This is a genomic window from Buttiauxella brennerae ATCC 51605, assembly GCF_001654925.1.
Classification (GTDB): domain Bacteria; phylum Pseudomonadota; class Gammaproteobacteria; order Enterobacterales; family Enterobacteriaceae; genus Buttiauxella; species Buttiauxella brennerae.
The window spans coordinates 155,640-174,926 of the sequence record NZ_LXER01000040.1 but is presented as its reverse complement, the minus strand read 5'-3'; the positions used below and the strand labels follow the sequence as shown (position 1 = coordinate 174,926).

Sequence of the window (19,287 nt, the reverse complement as noted above, 5' to 3'; positions counted from 1 at the left end):
TCCGGTTTACTTCACCCTTTTTCTGGCACACTTCACAAATCTGTCAGCAACAACGTTTATATACATAGCCTTTTGCGGCCTATCTCTAAAAAGGACCTTTTATCATGATCAAGTTTAGCGCAACGATGCTTGCCATGCTGGTTGCTACCGGCGCTCATGCGGCAACCGTTGACCTCCGTATCCTGGAAACCAGCGATCTCCACAGCAATATGATGGATTTCGATTACTACAAAGATACCTCAACGGAAAAATTTGGACTGGTGCGTACGGCAAGTTTAATCAACGCCGCGCGCGGTGAAACGGTAAACAGCGTACTGGTCGATAACGGAGACCTGATTCAGGGTAGCCCGCTCGGCGATTACATGGCGGCAAAAGGTCTGAAAAAAGGCGATATTCACCCGGTTTATAAGGCGCTGAATACGTTGGATTACGCCGTTGGAAACCTGGGCAACCACGAATTTAACTACGGCCTCGATTACCTGCATATGGCACTATCGGGGGCAAAATTCCCGTATGTGAATGCCAACATTATTGATGCCAAAACCAATAAGCCACTGTTCACGCCTTACGTGATTAAAGAAACCGTGGTGAAAGACAAAGACGGCAAAGAGCAGACGCTGCGCATCGGTTATATCGGTTTTGTGCCACCACAAATCATGACGTGGGATAAAACCAATCTGGAAGGCAAAGTAACGGTGCAGGATATTACCGAAACGGCCCGCCATTATGTCCCTGAAATGCGCAAGCAAGGGGCTGATTTAGTGGTGGTTATCGCCCACTCCGGCCTGTCCAGCGACCCATATCATGCGATGGCTGAAAACTCGGTTTACTACCTCAGCAAAGTTCCGGGCGTGGATGCCATTTTGTTTGGCCACGCTCACGCCGTGTTCCCAGGCAAAGACTTTGCCAATATTAAAGGTGTTGATCTTGAGAAAGGCACGCTGAACGGTATTCCAGCGGTGATGCCTGGTATGTGGGGCGACCATCTGGGCGTGGTCGATTTGGTATTGAATAACGATAGCGGCAGTTGGAAAGTCACCAGCAGCAAAGCACAAGCGCGCCCAATTTATGACAGCGTGGCGAAGAAAGCACTGGTGCCTGAAGATGCCAAACTGGTGGAAGTGATGAAGCACGATCACGATGCCACGCGCGAGTTCGTCAGCAAGCCAATCGGCAAATCATCAGACAATATGTATAGCTACCTGGCGCTGGTGCAAGACGATCCGACGGTGCAGGTGGTGAATAACGCCCAACTCGCCTATGTTGAAAAATACATTCAGGGCGACCCGGACCTGGCGAACCTGCCAGTACTTTCCGCTGCAGCACCGTTTAAAGTTGGCGGGCGTAAGAATGACCCGGCCAGTTTTGTCGAAGTGGAAAAAGGCCAGCTTACCTTCCGTAACGCCGCAGATTTGTATCTCTACCCGAACACACTGGTGGTGGTGAAAGCTAGCGGGAAAGAGGTCAAAGAGTGGCTGGAATGTTCTGCCGGGCAGTTTAACCAGATTGATGTAAACAGCACGAAACCCCAGTCGCTGATCAACTGGGACGGTTTCCGCACCTATAACTTTGATGTTATCGACGGCGTGGATTACCAGATTGATGTGTCACAACCGGCACGTTATGACGGCGAATGCCAGATGGTGAACCCGAAAGCCGAGCGTATCAAAGGGCTGACGTTCAAGGGCAAGCCAATCGACCCGAACGCGACGTTCCTGGTCGCAACCAATAACTACCGCGCCTACGGCGGTAAGTTTGCCGGAACTGGCGACAGCCATATTGCGTTTGCATCGCCAGACGAAAACCGCTCGGTGCTGGCGAACTGGATTACCGCAAGCAAAGAGATCCACCCGGCCGCTGATAACAACTGGCGCCTGGCGCCGATTCACAGCAGTCAGAAATTAGATATTCGCTTTGAAACCTCACCGGGCGACAAAGCGGCGGCCTTTATCAAAGAGAAAGGCCAGTATCCGATGAAGAATGTGGGGACGGATGAAATCGGCTTTGCGATTTACCAGTTGGATTTAGGTAAGTAATTTTCGTTCTTTTGTCGGATGGATTAGCCTTAGCGACATCCACCCGCCTAGTGTTAGCGTTCCGCACGGGACGCTAACACTCTCGGCAAATTCCCCTCGATCCAGTCGGCAAGCCCCGCTACTTTCTCAGCAACTTCACAACCCAGCGGCGTCAAACTGTATTCCACATGCGGCGGCACAACCGGGTAGGATTTTCGATTTACAAAACCGTCGGCCTCAAGCCATTGCAGCGTTTGCGCGAGCATCTTTTCACTCACCCCGCCCATCTTACGGCGCAGGTCGCTGAACCGGTGAGTCCCACCCTGCAAGGCCACCAGAATCAACACGCCCCAGCGGCTGGTGACGTGCTTTAACACATCTCGTGACGGGCACTGCTCGGCAAATAAATTGCCATCGCGCATTTGCTCGGTTAACGACTGCGGGCGGGTTTCAATCTCACTCATTTCATACTTACCTTTTTGTGCGTACTTACTTTAAGTTAGTGCCAGTGATAGTGTGGCACAACTTAACCAGAACACCCACAGGAGATTCACCATGATTGCGATTACCGGAGTTTCCGGCCAACTGGGCCAACTCGTTGTTGAAGAATTACTGAAATCTGTAGCGGCTGACCAACTGGTTGCCATCGTACGTAACCCGTCAAAAATTCAGGCATTTGCAGACCGTGGCGTTCAGGTTCGTGCTGCCAGCTATGAAGATAAAGCGGCTTTGGTGCAAGCGCTCAGTGGCGTGGAAAAACTGCTGCTTATCTCTTCAAGCGAAGTGGGCCAGCGTGCGGTTCAGCATCGCAATGTGATTGATGCAGCTAAAGAAGCGGGCGTGAAGCTGATTGCCTACACCAGCCTGTTGCATGCAGATTCATCGCCACTGGGCCTTGCCGATGAGCATATCGCCACCGAAGAAATGCTTAAACAATCCGGCATTCCATTTGTGCTGCTGCGCAACGGCTGGTACACCGAAAACTATCTGGCTAGCGTACCGCCCGCTCTGCAACACGGCGTGTTTATTGGCAGCACCGGCGAAGGCAAAATCGCGGCGGCTGCACGTGCTGATTACGCCGCTGCCGCTGCGAAAGTCATGACACTGGATAACCAGGCGGGCAAGGTTTACGAATTAGCGGGCGACCACGGCTGGACTCTGGCTGAATTGACCGCAGAGCTAACGAAGCAAAGTGGTAAAACCGTGGTGTATCAAAACCTGCCAGAAGCTGATTTTAAAGCAGCGCTGCTGGGTGCTGGCCTGCCAGAAGGGTTAGCCGCAATGCTGGCAAACTCTGACGTCGGCGCATCCAAAGGTGGTTTGTTTGATGACAGCCACCAGCTAAGCGCCCTGATTGGCCGCCCAACCACTCCGCTTGCAGAGAGCATGCGCGCCGCGCTGTAAATGTTAACTTTCCGTTAAAGCTGAAGATCCTATATCCTTAATAATTCGAGTTGCAGGAAGGCGGCAAGAGAGTGAGTCCCGATGAGCTTACTATAGTAAGTGATTCGGGCTAGCAAACGTAGCCAACGCATCTGCAACTTGAAGTATGAAGGAGATTAGAGTGCAAGGCGTTCCTGAGTTATTCACTGATGAAAAAGACAACGCCCAATTCCGGCATTTACCGCAACTGCCGGGCGTTGAGCTTTATCACGCCCATATTTCGCGTTACGCCTTTGAACCGCACACTCACGAAGCCTTTGGTATCGGCACGGTCACCTGGGGCGCTGAGCGCTTCCGTTATCGTGGTGTTCAGCATGTCGCCTCCACAGATTCGTTAGTGTTGATGAACCCTGATGAACTGCATACTGGCGAAGCAGCAACCGAAGATGGCTGGCAGTACCGTATGATTTACCTCGAACCGGAAATTCTTGAATCAATAACCGGCTCGCGCAACTGGTCGTTTAATGATGTGGTCAAACACGACCCGCTGCGTGCAGGGCGAATTTCACAACTGATCAATGGGCTATGGCGCGAAGATGACTCACTGGCGCAGCAAGGGCTGTTGCTCAGTCTCATCGAAAATTTTCAGCCATACGCTCGTCACTTACCATCCGGGCCGAAAGAATCGGCACACCGCTTCGAACAAATTCGCGATTATCTGCACGATAATTATATGCACCCGGTGACGCTCGACGAACTCGCCGCAGTGGCCTCGCTCAGCCCCTATCATTTTCAGCGCATGTTCAAAGCGCACTATCACGTTACTCCTCACCAAATGCTGATGGCGATTCGCCTTTGGCACGCCAAACGGCTTCTGACCAGCGGGATGCCTGCCGCTCAAGTTGCCCCAGCCAGTGGGTTAACCGACCAGGCGCACCTGACTCGCGCCTTTTCACAGCGTTATGGCATCACGCCTGTGCGCTACCAGAAACAGGTCACCCGTTAGAGATACCGCAAGCTGGTACAATATTTTCGCTAGTCCACCACCTACACTCTACGCAAAGCGTTAAGTGGAAGAAGAAGATGTTAACTGGTGTGTTGTATGCCCTGCTGGCAGGGTTGATGTGGGGGCTGATTTTCGTCGGCCCATTGATTGTTCCTGATTACCCTGCGGCCATGCAGTCGACCGGGCGCTACCTGGCGCTGGGGCTGATTGCGCTCCCTCTGGCCTGGCTTGGCCGTCAACGGCTGCGCCAATTGAAGCGCGAGGACTGGTTCACCGCGCTTAAACTCTCAACCGTGGGTAATCTCATTTATTACGTCTGTCTCGCGAGCGCCATTCAGCGCACCGGTGCGCCCATTTCCACAATGATTATCGGTACGCTGCCCGTTGTGATCCCGGTATTCGCCAATCTGCTCTACAGCAAACGCGACGGCAAACTCCCGTGGCATCGCCTTGCCCCTGCCCTGGTGATTATCGCGGTAGGCCTGGTGATGGTGAATACTGCCGAATTGCGTTCAGGGCCGCTCGATTTTAGCTGGTGGCGTTACATCAGCGGTATCGGTCTGGCGTTTATTTCGGTTGCCTGCTGGGCGTGGTATGCACTGCGAAATGCTCGTTGGCTGCGCGAAAATCCGGATAAAAACCCCTTAATGTGGGCGACGGCGCAAGGCCTGGCGATCCTGCCTTTTTCACTGCTCGGCTATATTGCCGTTTGCCTGTGGATGTCACACACCGAGAGCAACTTTGCCCTGCCTTTTGGGCCACGCCCGGAAGTATTTTTGACACTGATGCTCGCCATTGCGCTGTTTTGTTCATGGCTCGGCGCGCTGTGCTGGAACATTGCCAGCCAACGTTTACCCACGGTTATCGTCGGCCCGCTGATTGTCTTTGAAACGCTGGCAGGCCTGGCTTACACCTTTATGCTGCGCCACAGTTGGCCACCGCTTCTCACATTGCTGGGGATAGTTTGCCTGGTCATCGGCGTGGTGATGGCTGTGTTAACCAAACCGCAGAAAAACACGCTCGCTGAAGTGGTGGTCGCCGCTGATAAGTAACGTCTTACCTCGAAATAGTCATAGCGCCGACTTAAAGATGCATTTAATATGCATCTTATATTATCGACAACGAGGTATTTGCTCATGGCCTTCCGCGACCAACCTTTAGGTGAACTGGCTTTAACCATCCCGCGCGCTTCAGCGCTGTTCCGTAAATTGGATCTCGATTTCTGCTGCGGTGGCAAGCAGACGCTTGAGCGTGCTGCAACGCGTAAAGAGTTGGATCTCGAGGCGATTGAAGCAGAACTTGCAACGCTTGCTGAAGAACCCGTTGAGAAAGACTGGCAAGCAGCACCGCTGGCCGAAATCATCGACCATATTATCGTGCGCTACCATGACCGCCACCGCGAGCAGTTGCCTGAGCTGATTCTTCAGGCCACCAAAGTTGAGCGCGTGCATGCCGATAAACCTAACGTGCCGAAGGGGCTGGCGAAGTATCTCACCATGCTGCATCAGGAACTGAGCAGTCATATGATGAAAGAAGAACAGATCCTGTTCCCGATGATCAAACAAGGCATGGGCGCACAGGCGAACGGGCCGATTAGCGTGATGGAAAGCGAGCATGATGACGCGGGTGAATTGCTGGAGGTTATCAAGCACACCACCAATAACGTGACGCCGCCACCGGAAGCCTGCACGACCTGGAAGGCGATGTATAACGGGATTAATGAGCTGATTGATGATCTGATGAATCACATTAGTCTTGAGAATAACGTGCTATTCCCGCGGGCTTTGGCTGGGGAGTAGTTCACCCTCACCCCGGCCCTCTCCTGTGGGAGAGGGGGAAAGCAAACCGGTCAGTCCCCTCTCCTGTGGGAGAGGGTTAGGGTGAGGGCAAAAGTTACTTGCGCATTTCCGCGATGCGTTTCTTGCCGATAAACATCCAGCACACACCTAACAACACAAACCACAATGGCGTCACGATCAGCGCCTGGCGGGTATCAGTTTCCAGCGTCAGCAACACAATCACAAACACGAAGAACGCCATACACATCCAGCACATGAACTTGCCGAGCGGCATTTTGTAGATAGATTTTTCATGCAGATGCGGACGCTGTTTGCGATACACCAGGTATGAACAAAGAATAATCGTCCAGACGAACATAAACAGAATCGCCGACACAGTAGTGATCATGGTGAACGCTGCAATCACGTTCGGGTTCACGTAAAGCATCACCACGCCACCCAACAGGCAGATACAGGAGAAGGTCAAACCCTTCGCCGGTACAGCGCGCTTAGAGAGTTTGGCGAACGCCTTCGGTGCCATTCCATCTTGTGCCAGTCCAAATAGCATACGGCTGGTTGAGAACACGCCGCTGTTGGCAGAAGAAGCCGCAGAAGTCAGCACCACAAAGTTGATGATACTCGCAGCCGCAGGCAGGCCTACCAGCACGAACAATTCAACGAACGGGCTCTTATCCGCCACCACGGAACGCCATGGCGTGACGGACATAATGACGATCAACGCGAACACGTAGAACATAATGATGCGGATCGGAATCGAGTTGATGGCGCGTGGCAGCGATTTTTCCGGGTCTTTGGTTTCGGCAGCCGTCGTTCCCACCAGCTCAATACCCACAAACGCAAATACCGCTATCTGGAAGCCGGCGAAGAAACCGCTGATACCTTTCGGGAACCATCCGCCGTCATTCCACAAGTTGTTGATAGACGCTTCTACACCTGACGGGGAATGGAAGTGGGTCAAAATCATCACCAGGCCGATGACGATCAGCGCAACGATGGCGACAATTTTAATCATCGCAAACCAGAACTCCATTTCGCCGAACATTTTCACCGTGGCGAGATTCAGGCTCAGCAGCAAGACAATCACAGCGAGCGACGCCACCCAGTCAGATAAACCGGGGAACCAGAACTGCGCGTAGGAGGTTATCGCGACGACGTCCGCCATGCCGGTGACCACCCAGCAAAACCAGTAAGTCCAGCCGGTAAAATACCCCGCCCACGGGCCAAGGAGGTCGGCTGCGAAATCGCTAAATGACTTGTATTCGAGGTTTGAAAGCAGCAGTTCGCCCATCGCACGCATCACGAAGAAAAGCATGAAGCCGATTATCATATAAACGAAGATAATGGATGGGCCCGCAAGGCTAATCGTCTTACCAGAGCCCATAAACAGGCCGGTGCCGATTGCCCCGCCGATGGCGATAAGCTGAATATGGCGGTTGGTTAAATTACGCCGTAGCGACTGTTCAGTCGGAGCCTCAGCTTCGTCTGCAACTTTTATCTGATCTACCATGTTGTATTTTTCCTGTACCTGTCTGTTGTGTTCAGGCTCTACTGGCCTTTATTAAAATATTGAGGATGTGATGTTGTTGTTCCGGGGAACTCACAGATAGTAGGGAAGAATTGGCGGGTTGAATACTAAGAATGAAATTATTTGTTAATTTAATGTTTGTTTTGAGTGCAGAATCACTACTAAAAGGTGAGAAACCTCACATAAAAACTCAGGAACAGAGCGTTAACCAGATAAAATCACGTTCTATTTGTTAACAGCCAAATAAAAACCCCGCCTGAGCGGGGTCGTTTGAACGCTTACAGAATTTCCAGCAGTTCAACTTCAAAGACCAGAGTGCTGTACGGAGGAATTGACGCACCCGCGCCACGCTCACCGTAAGCCAGGTTATGAGGGATAGTCAGTTCCCACTTTGAGCCAACTGGCATCAGAGTCAGAGCTTCAATCCAGCCAGCGATAACGCCGCTTACCGGGAATTCAGCTGGCTCGCCACGTTGTACTGAGCTGTCGAACACGGTGCCATCAACCAGTTTACCGGTATAGTGCACGCGAACGTGATCTTTACGCGCTGGGATTGGACCAGTACCTTGAGTCAGAACGCGGAATTGCAGACCCGTTTCGGTGCTGTTCACGCCGTCTTTCTTAAGGTTTTCTTCGAGGAATTTCACGCCTTCAACAGCCAGTTCTTTCTGGCGTTCCTGGCGAACGGCGTCGGCGCGTTCGTGAACTTCACGCAGTGCGCGATGAACCACATCAACCGGAACTGCCGGGGCATTCCCTTCCAGCGCATCACGCAGACCCGCTACCAGTGCTTCTGGCAGCAGGCCTTGCAGACCAGATTCACTCAGTTGTTGACCTACCTGTAAACCAATACCGTAACTTGCTTGCGCTTCGACGCTGTCAAAAGAAGGGGTCGTCATGGGATTTCCTTTAATGGTATTAAAAAGCAAGCCCGCAGCATAGCAGCGTCATCCTGGCGGGTAAAATGCAAAAGCGGCAAAGGTGACAAATGCTGAGGAAACAGGAACAATGGTTTAATTGAATGCTAAATTGGGGCTGAGCGTCACGTAAAGCGGGATTGTTCAATGCATCAAACAGTTAGCGTTCTATAATGGAGTGGGTAAATGAACAGAGCACATAGTGTGGAAATGAGGAGTGTTGTCGATGCGATTCGCTATTAAACCCTGGCTTGCGCGGATTTGGCATGCACCCGATAATTTCCGGCTAATGGACCCGCTGCCAGCCATGCACCGCCGTGGCATTATCATTGCGGCATTCGTGATCGTGCTTGGTTTTCTGTGGCCTTCAGCCGATGAGCCTACGCGCCCACTCACGCGCGACGCACAGCTTTCTATCGAGTCACAATCCCCAATTCGTGCCCACTTAGTCAACCCGCCAGCTAACTCCGTTCCCGTTGAGCCGACACGTGTTGAGGAACAACCCCAGGCCGAAACGCAAGCGCCTGTGCCGCATGAGAATAACGATATTGACCAGCAATGGCGCTCGTACCGTGTAGAGTCAGGGCAAACCATGGCGCAGCTGTTCCGCGATCATAATTTACCGCCAGCGGATGTTTATTCTATGGCACAAGTAGAAGGCAGCAACAAACCCCTGAGTACTTTGCAAACCGGGCAGATGGTGCAGATTCGCCAGAATGCGAGTGGCGTAGTGACGGGGCTGACGATTGATATTGGCAACGATCAGCAGGTGCTGTTTACTCGCCAGCCAGATGGCAGTTTTGTGCGGGCTCGCTAACAGTTGATCTGATTTAGCGGCTTCAGAAATGCAAAACGCCGGCACGAGGCCGGCGTTTCAACGTATATACGTCCGCGTAAATTACGCTTCAGCAACCACGTTTACAGTCAGTTTAGCGAATACATCGCTGTGAACCTGGAAGTCCACTTCGTGCTCACCAGTGGTACGCAGAACGCCGTTCGGTAAACGAACTTCGCTCTTAGCCACTTCAACGCCTGCTGCAGTTACAGCGTCAGCGATGTCGCGAGTACCAATGGAACCGAACAGTTTACCTTCGTCGCCAGCTTTAGACGCGATAGTAACAGTTTCGAGTGCGTTGATCTTCGCAGCGCGAGCTTCAGCAGCAGTCAGAACGTCAGCTAATTTAGCTTCCAGTTCTGCACGGCGTGCTTCGAAGAATTCAACGTTTTTCTTGGTAGCAGGAACAGCTTTGCCCTGTGGTACCAGGAAGTTACGAGCATAACCCGCTTTAACGTTAACCTGATCACCCAGGCTACCCAGGTTTGCTACTTTATCAAGCAGAATAACTTGCATTACCTTATCCTCTCAAAGTCATTAATGGACAGTGGCCGATTACTGATGACGATCAGTATATGGCAACAAAGAAAGGTAACGAGCGCGCTTGATGCAGCGAGCCAACTGACGCTGGTATTTTGCACGAGTACCGGTAATACGGCTCGGGACAATTTTACCACTTTCAGTGATGTAGTTTTTCAGTGTAGCGATATCTTTATAATCAATCTCTACAACGCCTTCCGCGGTGAAACGGCAGAACTTGCGACGACGGAAATAACGTGCCATTAGGCTAGTCTCCAGAATCTATCAAATCAATCTGCTCGGCATGCAATACCACTTTGTTCAGACCATTTTTTGCCTGATGGCAACTAATGAAACCATGAACTGTGAGTACCGTGCCGACCGTTATACTTTGAGTAATGGCTGAGTGTGCGTGCCCGCTAATAATAACTGGCATACGACACCACGCCTGCCGATCTAAACCGGCTTCCTTTTGCACAGAACGGTGCTCAAGCACGAACTGGCAATGAGGAATTCCTGACGGGCTAACCTTGCGAAGGGGCGTCTTGCACACTGTGCCAGATAACACCAGGCGGTTGACCGTCATTGGAAATTACTCTTCAGAATCCCCAGCATCCGCATCATCAGCAGTTTCGCTAGCGAAGTCATCGCGACGATCACGACGTTCGTCTTTAGCTTTAACCATTGGTGAAGCTTCGGTTACAGCGTGCTTAGTACGCATAACCATGCTACGGATAACGGCGTCGTTGAAGCGGAAGTTAGTTTCCAGCTCATCGATCACTTCCTGCGGAGCTTCAACGTTCAGCAGAACGTAGTGTGCTTTGTGCAGTTTGTTGATCGGGTAAGCCAGTTGACGGCGGCCCCAGTCTTCCAGACGGTGGATCGTACCTTCTGCTGCAGTGATTGCAGTAGTGTAACGTTCGATCATACCCGGAACCTGTTCGCTCTGGTCAGGATGGACCATAAAAACGATTTCGTAATGACGCATCGAATTGCTCCTTACGGATTATTCAGCCTCCTGTCAGGGTCAGCCGCGGCCCATGGAAGCAAGGAACGTGGTTATAAAGGCGGCTGAAAAATTGACGCGTAATCATACAAGCGGAGCCCAACAAACTCAAGGTTATATGGAAATTAATTCTTTTGCATGAAGGCTAAATTCAAACAATGCGCTAACTCAGTGAAAAGTATCACTTTGACCTGGATAGCTTAAAATTTTTGACCAACACCATCAGAAATGGTCACTTTTTATTCAACCTTAAGGGTTTACACTTATTGTCATAGGCCGCCACTATTTATTAACAGGAGCGACGACCACAGCTGACACATTAAGTTGTAGTGGAGCGGATTATGAAAACCACAGTTCTAGCCTTTGTAGCGGCGCTTTTGCTTAGCTCAAATGCGACTGCCGCAATCAAGATTGATGGCCGTCAGGCACAAAATATGGACGATGTTATGAGCTTAGGCGTGATTTATATCAATCATAACTTTGCCACCGAACAAGAGGCCGAAGTCGCCATCCAGGACGACGCGGACCAACACAATGCAAAGTACTACCACAGTATTTTGATGAGAGAGCCCGGCAGTAACGGCAATATGCGAGTCAGTGCCGACATCTATCGATAACCGAATGTAATGAGGCAATGAAGTAACGCGTTAACACCAGGAATACCACAACGACATAGAAAGCCAACGTTTGACTTGCCCCCGCTTGCGGGGGCTTTTTTATACGCTTCATACTGTAAGTTAAAGAGAGTGGGAGCCCACGCAAGTACGGTTTAAAAGGCCAAAGCCATGCGCCCTATAACTTCAATTATCTCGCGTATTTATCTTCCCTGCCCGTAATAAGCATTTGGGCCATGTTTGCGCTGGAAGTGTTTGTTCATCAAATAACTGTCGATGGGTTTAAGTGCCGGATTAATCCCGCGAGCAATCCACGCCATTCGCGCCACTTCCTCCATAACCACCGCGTTATGCACCGCGTCTTCGGCTGTTTTCCCCCATGCAAACGGACCATGTTGATAAACCACGACACCGGGCGTGTGCAGAGGGTGATGGCTACCTAAGGTTTCGATAATCACTTTGCCGGTATTTAGCTCATATTCGCCCTGCACTTCGTCGATAGTTAATGCGCGAGTGCAGCGAATATCACCAAAAAAGTAATCGGCATGCGTCGTGCCAAGCGCCGGAATACTTAGCCCGGCCTGCGCCCAGGCGGTGGCATGGGTTGAATGGGTATGAACCACGCCACCGAGTTCGGGATATTGCTTATAAAGTGCGAGGTGGGTCGCGGTATCAGACGAAGGGCGGTACTTCCCTTCAATCACCACGCCGTTCATATCGACTATCACCATGTCGTCAGCAGACATCTGCTCATAGGCCACGCCACTTGGCTTAATCGCAATGCATTGCCGATCGCGGTCGATACCGCTGACATTCCCCCAGGTGAAGGTCACCAGCCCATGGCGTGGAAGCGCCATATTCGCCTCAAAAACCTGCTGTTTAAGCTGCTGCATAATCAGCCTCCAGCAAACCGGCAGTTGCCATGCGAGCGAGCACCCAATCACGAGCAGCGATAACTTCAGCAATCGGGTCCACTGCTTTTTCACTCCACATTTCAATCAAATACGGGCCACGGTAGCCACTGCGTTTTAAGGTCGCAAAGCAATCCTCAAACGCTACCACACCGCTACCGAAGGGAACATTTTTGAACACGCCGGGCTTAGTGTCTTTTACGTGAACCGCCACAATGTGCCCGCGCCCTGCCTCCAGTTCCATCTGCACGTCGTTATCCCATGCGGATAAATTGCCGATGTCCGGATACAACTGGAACCACGGGTTATTCAGGTAATGCGCGTAACCCATCGCTTTGCTGATGGAGTTCATCAGCGGGTAGTCCATGATTTCCATTGCCAGAGTGACCTGGGCGCGGCTCGCCATTTCAACAGCCTGGGTCAGGCCTTCACGGAAACGGCGACGGGTTTCGTCGTTGGCTTGCTGGTAATAGACATCGTAACCCGCCAGCTGAATGACGCGCACGCCAACATCTTGCGCAAACTTGATGGCTTTACGCATGATCTCCAGCCCTTGGTTACGAATTTCGTCATCTTCACTGCCTAGTGGATAACGGCGATGCGCACTCAGGCAGATAGAAGGAACGCGCACTCCTGTATCCGCAATGGCTTGTACCAGGGAAAAACGCTGTTCGCGACTCCAGTCAAGCCGTGCCAGGCGTTCATCAGTTTCATCTATCGACATCTCGACAAAATCGAACTCCAGACTGGCAGCGAGTTGTAGCCTTTCCCGCCAGCACTCTCCGGCAGGAAGCGCCTTTTCGTAAATACCCAGCGGCACTTGCTTATTCAACATGAGCAGTCCTTATCCCCAAAGCTGGGCGATAGCACGTTTGAACTGGCGAGCCGCGTCTACCGGCGAGGCTGCATCACGGATGCTGCGCCCGGCGATAAAGACATGAATCGGAATGCCTTTAAACAGCGGTAAATCTTCAAGCGCCAGACCACCCGTAACCGTCACTTTAAAGCCCATATTAGCCAGGCGTTTGATTGCGCTAATATCAGTTTCGCTCCAGGCAACGCCCGCAGCTTGCGCATCGCGGCTACGGTGATAAACCACTTGTTCGATACCCGCAGCACGCCACTCCTGAGCTTGTTCCCACGTCCAGAAACCTGTCAGCTCGATTTGCACATCACCGTTAAATTCACGGGCCACTTCCAGCGCACCTTTAGTGGTGTTGATATCGGCGCAGCAAATCACCGTAACCCAGTCAGCATTCGCTTCGAAACACATCCGCGAGAGGATTTTCCCGGCATCCGCAATTTTGGCATCGGCCAGTACAATTTTATGTGGATAGAGCGCTTTGAGGTCACGCACCGCGCGCACCCCTTCGCCCACGCAAAGAATGGTTCCTACTTCAATAATGTCGACTTCTTCAGCGATCAGGCGCGTAGTTTTGTAAGCATCTGATAGGGTCTGGTTATCTAGCGCAACTTGCAGCATCGGTAATGAATGAGACATAAAAAGCTCCTTAAACTGTGGGCCTACGCCGTAGCGCGATCAATTAAATCCAACACTTCCTGCGCGGTGCGACAGGCGCGTAAACGATCAAAATTGGCTTCATCTTCAAATAGGTTAACGATCTGCATGATGCCGACCTCCTGATGCGTGGTGGCATCAACAGCGGCCATGGTGATAAGAATATCCACCGGGTCGTTATCTTCATGGTTAAACACCAGCGGGGTTTTCAGCGTTACCAGAGAGAAACCGGTACTTTTTACCCCTTCTTCTGGCCTGCCATGTGGCATAGCAAGACCAGGGGCAATCACGAAGTAAGGTCCGTGTTGTGCGACGCCATCCAGAATCGCCTGGTAATAGCGCGGCTCTACAACATCCGCTTTTACCAGCAGGTCAACCCCCAGCTTGACCGCCTCCTGCCAGGTTTCCGCCTGCGCCTGAAGTAAAATTGAGTGGTTATCAGCCAATGAGTCACGAAGTTTCATGGTGCCTCTCTATTTCAGATCCTGCGGGAAGTGCGCAGTAATCACTTCCATCAGCTTTGGCCCAAAGTCCGCAGCCGAAAGCATGTTGCGCACACCCACTACATATTTATTGCCTGCCACAGTGATTTCACCGGCAATGTGCGTTGAGGCGATAATGACGTCGGCACCGCTCAGTTCGCTTTTGTACTCACCCACCGCACAGCTGTTTACTGAGTGATTGACGCCCTGCTGCGTCAGGAACTGATCCACCTTCATTTTCATGATCATGGAACTACCCTGCCCGTTACCGCATACCGCCAGAATTCGTACCGTCATAATCCAGATCCTTTTAGTGGGCAGATGACTCTGCCAGATGTTTTTCTGCATCTTCCTCGGCGCGAAGAGTGCGCCCAGCGAAGAACATGTAAATCAATGCAATCACGATAACCACCCCCATAAACCACAGGCCAAGCGTCAGCCCTTGCATTAATGGCGGTGCAAGAATCGACCAGTCAGCCATGCCCATCCAGGCGCTTAATCCGGTGAGTTTGATGGCCCAGACACAGCCAAAGATTTCAATCATGCCCATCACCAGGCAGATTTTTAGCGCCGCACGCCAGCCGCCAAAGTGGTTGGCAAACACGCCAATGGTGGCGTTAGAGAAGAACATTGGGATAAAGCCCGGGATTATCATGATGGAAGAACCGAGAGCGATAAGAATGCCGACGGCAATCAACTGCCCGATGGTTCCCCAGATGAATCCCCACACCACAGCGTTTGGTGCAAAGCTGTAGATAGCTGCGCAGTCGATGGCGAGAACGGCCCCTGGAATTAAGCGCTGTGAAATACCGTTAAACGCTTCGGACAGCTCCGCAACGAACATTCTCACGCCCTGAACGATGATGAAAATCGCCACCGCGAACTGGAAGCCGGTTTGCAGAATGTAGATAGTCCAGTGAGTTTTACCGGCCATCGCCTGCATGACATCGATGCCGAATGAACAGAGGATCACACCGAAAAACAGCGTCATAACAATGGCGGTGGAAACGATGTTGTCGTGGAAGATATTGAGCCAGCCCGGTAATTTGAGGTCTTCAACGCTCTCCTCTTTTTTACCCAGATACGGCGCGATTTTGTAGGCAATCCACGAAGCGAATTGCTGTTGGTGGCCGATAGAAAAACCGCTGTTTTCCGTCACGGCTTGTGTCGGTTTAAACATCATGTTGGAGGTGATACCCCAATAGAGGGAAACCAACACCGCGGTGCAGATGATGGTCGTCCACATTGAGTAGCCGAGGATAAAGAAGAACACTGCAATGAGGCCTGCTTGCTGGAACATGATGTGCCCAGTCAGCATGATGGTGCGGATCCCCGTAATACGCCGCAGCAACACATAAATAATATTGAGTGCCAGAGCCAATAACACGGCGTATCCCACCCAACTGTAGGCATCGCCCATTCTTTCTACCGTCGCCATCATCGATGCATAAGTATCTGAAATAGCGCCGTTAATCCCATAAACCTCGGACATCTTCGCGACAACTGGTTTAAACGTGCCGGTCAAAATCCCGGAACCGGCCTGCAGCAACATAAAGCCGATAATCGTTTTGATGGTGCCTTTGATAATGACGCTGACGCTTTTGCGCAAAAGCACATAGCCCAGACAAGTCACAATCCCTAGTAGCAAAGGGGCATTTGTCATTACCTGGTTAAAGAAAATGATAAAGCCGTTGTAGAGGATCTCCATAAAGCTCTCCGTAGGGTAGTCGCTCCCTGTTTCGATCACAAAACAGGCGGAAGTAATGTTCGCCCTCACTGTATTTGTCAAAAATAATCACAATAAGATTGAAAATGATTATTTGTGAGGAAGTACGCAATTTATTTTCCACAATTACATTGCGGTTAACTTCCGGTAATCAGAAAAGACAAATAAACCATAAAAAACATATAAATATGAAAACAAACCCCTTTCAACACCCTCATTTGATAAGTGTTTAAAGGTGGAACACACAAAATCACCTGTCAGAAAACACTTCTAAATTTAAAAAATTGATGTCAATATCAATCATAATTTGATTGTTTGTGATTATAAATTCTAAATGGAAAGGAGAAGGCTGATGAGTAAGGTTGAGACGATTACCCGTGAATCCTGGATTTTGAGCACCTTCCCGGAATGGGGTAGCTGGCTGAATGAAGAAATTGATCAGGAAGTAGTGGCCCCTGGAACCTTCGCCATGTGGTGGTTGGGCTGTACGGGTATCTGGTTGAAATCCCAGGGTAGCGCGAATATCTGCGTTGATTTCTGGTGCGGTACCGGTAAGCAAAGTCATGGCAATCCGCTGATGAAACAAGGCCACCAGATGCAGCGCATGGCTGGGGTGGAAAAATTGCAGCCCAACCTGCGCACCACGCCGTTCGTGCTTGATCCTTTCGCTATTCGCAATATTGATGCGGTACTTTCAACACACGATCACAACGATCATATCGACGTAAACGTGGCGGCCGCCGTGATGCAGAACTGTGCCGATGATGTGCCATTTATTGGGCCGCAGACCTGCGTTGATTTATGGATTGGCTGGGGTGTTCCGCGCGAGCGTTGCATCGTAATGAAACCCGGTGATGTCGTGAAAGTGAAAGACATTGAAATTCATGCGCTGGATGCATTCGATCGTACCGCACTCATTACGCTTCCTGCTGACGAAAAAGCGGCGGGTATCTTACCTGATGGCATGGATAAACGCGCAGTCAACTATCTGTTCAAAACCCCTGGTGGCAACCTTTACCACAGCGGCGATTCTCACTATTCCAACTACTACGCAAAACATGGCAATGATCATCAGATTGATGTCGCACTCGGCTCTTACGGCGAGAACCCACGCGGGATCACCGACAAAATGACCAGTGCCGATATTTTACGTATGGCGGAGTCATTGAATACCAAAGTGGTCATTCCGTTCCATCATGATATCTGGTCGAATTTCCAGGCCGATCCGCAAGAGATCCGTGTGCTATGGAATATGAAGAAAGATCGACTGAAGTATGGCTTTAAGCCATTTATCTGGCAGGTTGGCGGCAAATTTACCTGGCCGCTGGATAAAGATCAGTTCGAATATCACTACCCACGTGGGTTTGATGATTGCTTTACTCATGAGCCGGATCTGCCGTTTAAGTCGTTCTTGTAATGTTGTGAAGCCGGGTCAATATCCGGCTTTTCCTTTAGGTATTTCATCCGATTTCAAATATCATCTTTAAAAATCATCTCTCATCGGAAAAATTCATGACGGAAGCACAACGCCACCAGATCCTACTCGAACTGCTTCAACAAACAGGGTTTGTGACTGTCGAACAAGTAATGGAACGCCTGGCGATTTCTCCGGCGACCGCACGGCGTGATATTAATAAGCTCGATGAGAACGGCCGACTGAAAAAAGTCCGTAACGGTGCCGAAGCCATTAGCCAGCAGCGCCTGCGCTGGACGCCAATGAACATTCATCTGGCGCAAAATCATGATGAGAAAAGCCGTATTGCCAGTGCTGCATCAGCGCTCGTCAAACAAGGGGAAAGTGTCGTGATCAACTGCGGATCGACTGCTTTTTTACTCGGCCAGCAGATCTGTGGCAAACCGGTGCAGATCATTACTAACTATCTTCCGCTGGCGAATTACCTTATCGACGAAGATCATGAAAGTGTGGTGATCATGGGCGGGCAATATAATAAAAGCCATTCCATTACCCTTGGGCCGCAAGAAAACGAGACTTCGCTGTATGCCGGGCACTGGATGTTTACCAGTGGCAAAGGGCTGACAGCTGAAGGGCTTTATAAAACGGATATGCTAACGGCGATGGCAGAGCAAAAGATGCTGAGCGTCGTGGGTAAGCTGGCAGTATTGGTCGATAGCTCAAAAGTGGGGCAACGCGCGGGCATGCTCTTTAGCCGCACGGAGCAGATTGATTTAGTGATTACCGGTAAGCAAGCAAACCCTGAAGTGGTCAAAAAACTTGAAGATCAGGGTGTGCAAGTGATTCTGGTGTAATTAAAGGTTCTCACTAAAGAAGCGGCTGGCGGCATCCAGTGCCGTTGGCGTAATGCGGTGCTTGACGCCTGGTTCCCGTAAGCAGGTCAGTTGTTTATTCAGCCCCCTCTCAACTAGCGCTTGCTGCAAACGCCATGTCTCAGCCGCCGGGACAACATCATCTTCCTCGCCGTGCCACAGTAAAAGTGGCCGGTTACCGATGCTTTCCAGCTGATGGCTGATGTCATATTCGGCGAGTGCATTGAGTGATTCAGCCTCTTGCGCTCGTGGTGGAAACAGAGTTTGCCCGAGCGACATAAAATATCCCGATCCCATCAGGCATGCCACGCAGCGAACTTGCGGGTTACGCGCCATAATTCCAAGAGCGGTCATACCTCCCATCGAAGCACCGCCGACGGCAACACGCTGCTCGTCTACAGGATAGCGTTCTGACAAAGCCTGCTGCAACACAGCAAACTCATCAATGTTGTCTTTAAGAATCGACCAGAATTGGTACAGGCGTGATGTTTCATCGCCATTGAAACGCGCGCCATGCTGCTCAGCATCCGGCATAATCACGCGCATTCCAGCCTGTGCCAGCGCCACCGCAAAGTAGCTGTAAACCAGTTTGGATGAGGTAAAACCGTGATAGAAAAAAACCACCGGCAGTGTGCTCTCTTTTTTCCCGGCAGGGACAGCATGCAGAACTTCGATACCTGCTAACTGTTCGGTGTACATTTCTATCATTGGATTCGCTCCGTATCAGGATGAGGCTTCATTTGT

At 51.1% G+C, this 19,287-nt stretch carries 23 protein-coding genes; 9 read left to right on the top strand and 14 right to left on the bottom strand.

Annotated features, from left to right (window positions below):
- The first annotated feature begins 104 nt into the window (after positions 1–104).
- Positions 105–2,036, top strand: a complete 1,932-nt coding sequence (locus M975_RS21240; protein WP_064561846.1) for a bifunctional 2',3'-cyclic-nucleotide 2'-phosphodiesterase/3'-nucleotidase — start codon at positions 105–107, stop codon at positions 2,034–2,036.
- 53 nt (positions 2,037–2,089) lie between these two features.
- On the opposite strand, the gene M975_RS21235 is transcribed toward M975_RS21240, so the two are convergent.
- Positions 2,090–2,479, bottom strand: a complete 390-nt coding sequence (locus M975_RS21235) for a winged helix-turn-helix transcriptional regulator (protein WP_064561845.1) — start codon at positions 2,477–2,479, stop codon at positions 2,090–2,092.
- Positions 2,480–2,570: 91 nt separating this feature from the next.
- On the opposite strand from M975_RS21235, the gene M975_RS21230 reads away from it, so the two are divergent.
- From M975_RS21230 to ytfE, 4 genes are all read left to right on the top strand, one after another.
- Positions 2,571–3,419, top strand: a complete 849-nt coding sequence (locus M975_RS21230; RefSeq protein ID WP_064561844.1) for an SDR family oxidoreductase — start codon at positions 2,571–2,573, stop codon at positions 3,417–3,419.
- Between the two features lie 160 nt (positions 3,420–3,579).
- Positions 3,580–4,404, top strand: a complete 825-nt coding sequence (locus M975_RS21225) for an AraC family transcriptional regulator (protein ID WP_064561843.1) — start codon at positions 3,580–3,582, stop codon at positions 4,402–4,404.
- Positions 4,405–4,481: 77 nt separating this feature from the next.
- On the top strand, positions 4,482–5,456 hold the full coding sequence (locus M975_RS21220; RefSeq protein ID WP_064561842.1) for a DMT family transporter: 975 nt from the start codon (positions 4,482–4,484) through the stop codon (positions 5,454–5,456).
- Between the two features lie 84 nt (positions 5,457–5,540).
- Entirely contained in the window at positions 5,541–6,203 is a 663-nt protein-coding gene (ytfE, locus tag M975_RS21215; protein ID WP_064561841.1) for an iron-sulfur cluster repair protein YtfE, read from the top strand.
- Positions 6,204–6,297: 94 nt separating this feature from the next.
- Here the strand turns inward: ytfE and cycA are convergent, their stop codons facing one another.
- On the bottom strand, positions 6,298–7,710 hold the full coding sequence (gene cycA / locus M975_RS21210; protein WP_064561840.1) for a D-serine/D-alanine/glycine transporter: 1,413 nt from the start codon (positions 7,708–7,710) through the stop codon (positions 6,298–6,300).
- Positions 7,711–8,006: 296 nt separating this feature from the next.
- Complete coding sequence (gene bamJ / locus M975_RS21205; RefSeq protein WP_064515716.1) at positions 8,007–8,627, bottom strand: BamJ family beta-barrel-assembly machinery protein; 621 nt, start codon at positions 8,625–8,627, stop codon at positions 8,007–8,009.
- A gap of 238 nt (positions 8,628–8,865) precedes the next feature.
- On the opposite strand from bamJ, the gene M975_RS21200 reads away from it, so the two are divergent.
- Positions 8,866–9,462: an OapA family protein gene (locus M975_RS21200; RefSeq protein ID WP_157093417.1), complete on the top strand. Its 597-nt coding sequence runs from the start codon at positions 8,866–8,868 to the stop codon at positions 9,460–9,462.
- An 81-nt stretch (positions 9,463–9,543) separates the two neighbouring features.
- Here M975_RS21200 and rplI read toward each other — a convergent pair whose 3' ends face one another.
- The 4 genes from rplI to rpsF are packed head-to-tail and all read right to left on the bottom strand — an operon-like array spanning position 9,544 to position 10,987.
- Positions 9,544–9,996 (bottom strand): 50S ribosomal protein L9, encoded by a 453-nt coding sequence (gene rplI / locus M975_RS21195; protein WP_064561838.1) that lies wholly within the window; start codon positions 9,994–9,996, stop codon positions 9,544–9,546.
- Positions 9,997–10,035: 39 nt separating this feature from the next.
- Positions 10,036–10,263 carry a 30S ribosomal protein S18 gene (gene rpsR / locus M975_RS21190; RefSeq protein WP_002210155.1) on the bottom strand — a complete coding sequence of 76 codons (228 nt, stop codon included), beginning with the start codon at positions 10,261–10,263 and terminating at the stop codon, positions 10,036–10,038.
- A gap of 4 nt (positions 10,264–10,267) precedes the next feature.
- Entirely contained in the window at positions 10,268–10,585 is a 318-nt protein-coding gene (gene priB, locus M975_RS21185) for a primosomal replication protein N (RefSeq protein ID WP_064561837.1), read from the bottom strand.
- Between the two features lie 6 nt (positions 10,586–10,591).
- The gene (rpsF, locus tag M975_RS21180; RefSeq protein ID WP_064515710.1) at positions 10,592–10,987 is read right to left on the bottom strand and encodes a 30S ribosomal protein S6; all 396 of its coding nucleotides are present in this window, start codon (positions 10,985–10,987) and stop codon (positions 10,592–10,594) included.
- Positions 10,988–11,346: 359 nt separating this feature from the next.
- On the opposite strand from rpsF, the gene M975_RS21175 reads away from it, so the two are divergent.
- A complete protein-coding gene (locus M975_RS21175) occupies positions 11,347–11,622 on the top strand; it encodes a YdgH/BhsA/McbA family protein (protein ID WP_064561836.1) in 276 nt (91 codons plus the stop codon).
- A gap of 200 nt (positions 11,623–11,822) precedes the next feature.
- Here M975_RS21175 and M975_RS21170 read toward each other — a convergent pair whose 3' ends face one another.
- From M975_RS21170 to ulaA, 6 genes are read right to left on the bottom strand one after another with little or no spacing between them, the layout of a single operon-like run.
- Positions 11,823–12,512, bottom strand: coding sequence for an L-ribulose-5-phosphate 4-epimerase (locus tag M975_RS21170; protein ID WP_064561835.1), 690 nt, complete (start codon positions 12,510–12,512; stop codon positions 11,823–11,825).
- Positions 12,499–13,365, bottom strand: coding sequence for an L-ribulose-5-phosphate 3-epimerase (locus M975_RS21165; RefSeq protein ID WP_064561834.1), 867 nt, complete (start codon positions 13,363–13,365; stop codon positions 12,499–12,501). Before M975_RS21165 ends, M975_RS21170 begins: the two co-directional genes overlap by 14 nt.
- A 9-nt stretch (positions 13,366–13,374) precedes the next feature.
- Positions 13,375–14,031, bottom strand: a complete 657-nt coding sequence (locus M975_RS21160) for a 3-keto-L-gulonate-6-phosphate decarboxylase UlaD (RefSeq protein ID WP_154152019.1) — start codon at positions 14,029–14,031, stop codon at positions 13,375–13,377.
- 23 nt (positions 14,032–14,054) lie between these two features.
- On the bottom strand, positions 14,055–14,513 hold the full coding sequence (gene ulaC / locus M975_RS21155) for a PTS ascorbate transporter subunit IIA (RefSeq protein WP_064561833.1): 459 nt from the start codon (positions 14,511–14,513) through the stop codon (positions 14,055–14,057).
- A gap of 9 nt (positions 14,514–14,522) precedes the next feature.
- Positions 14,523–14,828 (bottom strand): PTS ascorbate transporter subunit IIB, encoded by a 306-nt coding sequence (ulaB, locus tag M975_RS21150; protein ID WP_064561832.1) that lies wholly within the window; start codon positions 14,826–14,828, stop codon positions 14,523–14,525.
- A 13-nt stretch (positions 14,829–14,841) separates the two neighbouring features.
- Complete coding sequence (gene ulaA / locus M975_RS21145) at positions 14,842–16,239, bottom strand: PTS ascorbate transporter subunit IIC (protein ID WP_064561831.1); 1,398 nt, start codon at positions 16,237–16,239, stop codon at positions 14,842–14,844.
- Positions 16,240–16,609: 370 nt separating this feature from the next.
- Between ulaA and ulaG the strand changes: the two genes are divergently transcribed.
- Positions 16,610–17,674, top strand: coding sequence for an L-ascorbate 6-phosphate lactonase (gene ulaG, locus M975_RS21140; protein ID WP_064561830.1), 1,065 nt, complete (start codon positions 16,610–16,612; stop codon positions 17,672–17,674).
- Between the two features lie 95 nt (positions 17,675–17,769).
- A complete protein-coding gene (ulaR, locus tag M975_RS21135) occupies positions 17,770–18,525 on the top strand; it encodes an HTH-type transcriptional regulator UlaR (RefSeq protein ID WP_064561829.1) in 756 nt (251 codons plus the stop codon).
- On the opposite strand, the gene yjfP is transcribed toward ulaR, so the two are convergent.
- Positions 18,526–19,251 carry an esterase gene (gene yjfP, locus M975_RS21130; RefSeq protein WP_064561828.1) on the bottom strand — a complete coding sequence of 242 codons (726 nt, stop codon included), beginning with the start codon at positions 19,249–19,251 and terminating at the stop codon, positions 18,526–18,528.
- Positions 19,252–19,287: the final 36 nt, after the last annotated feature.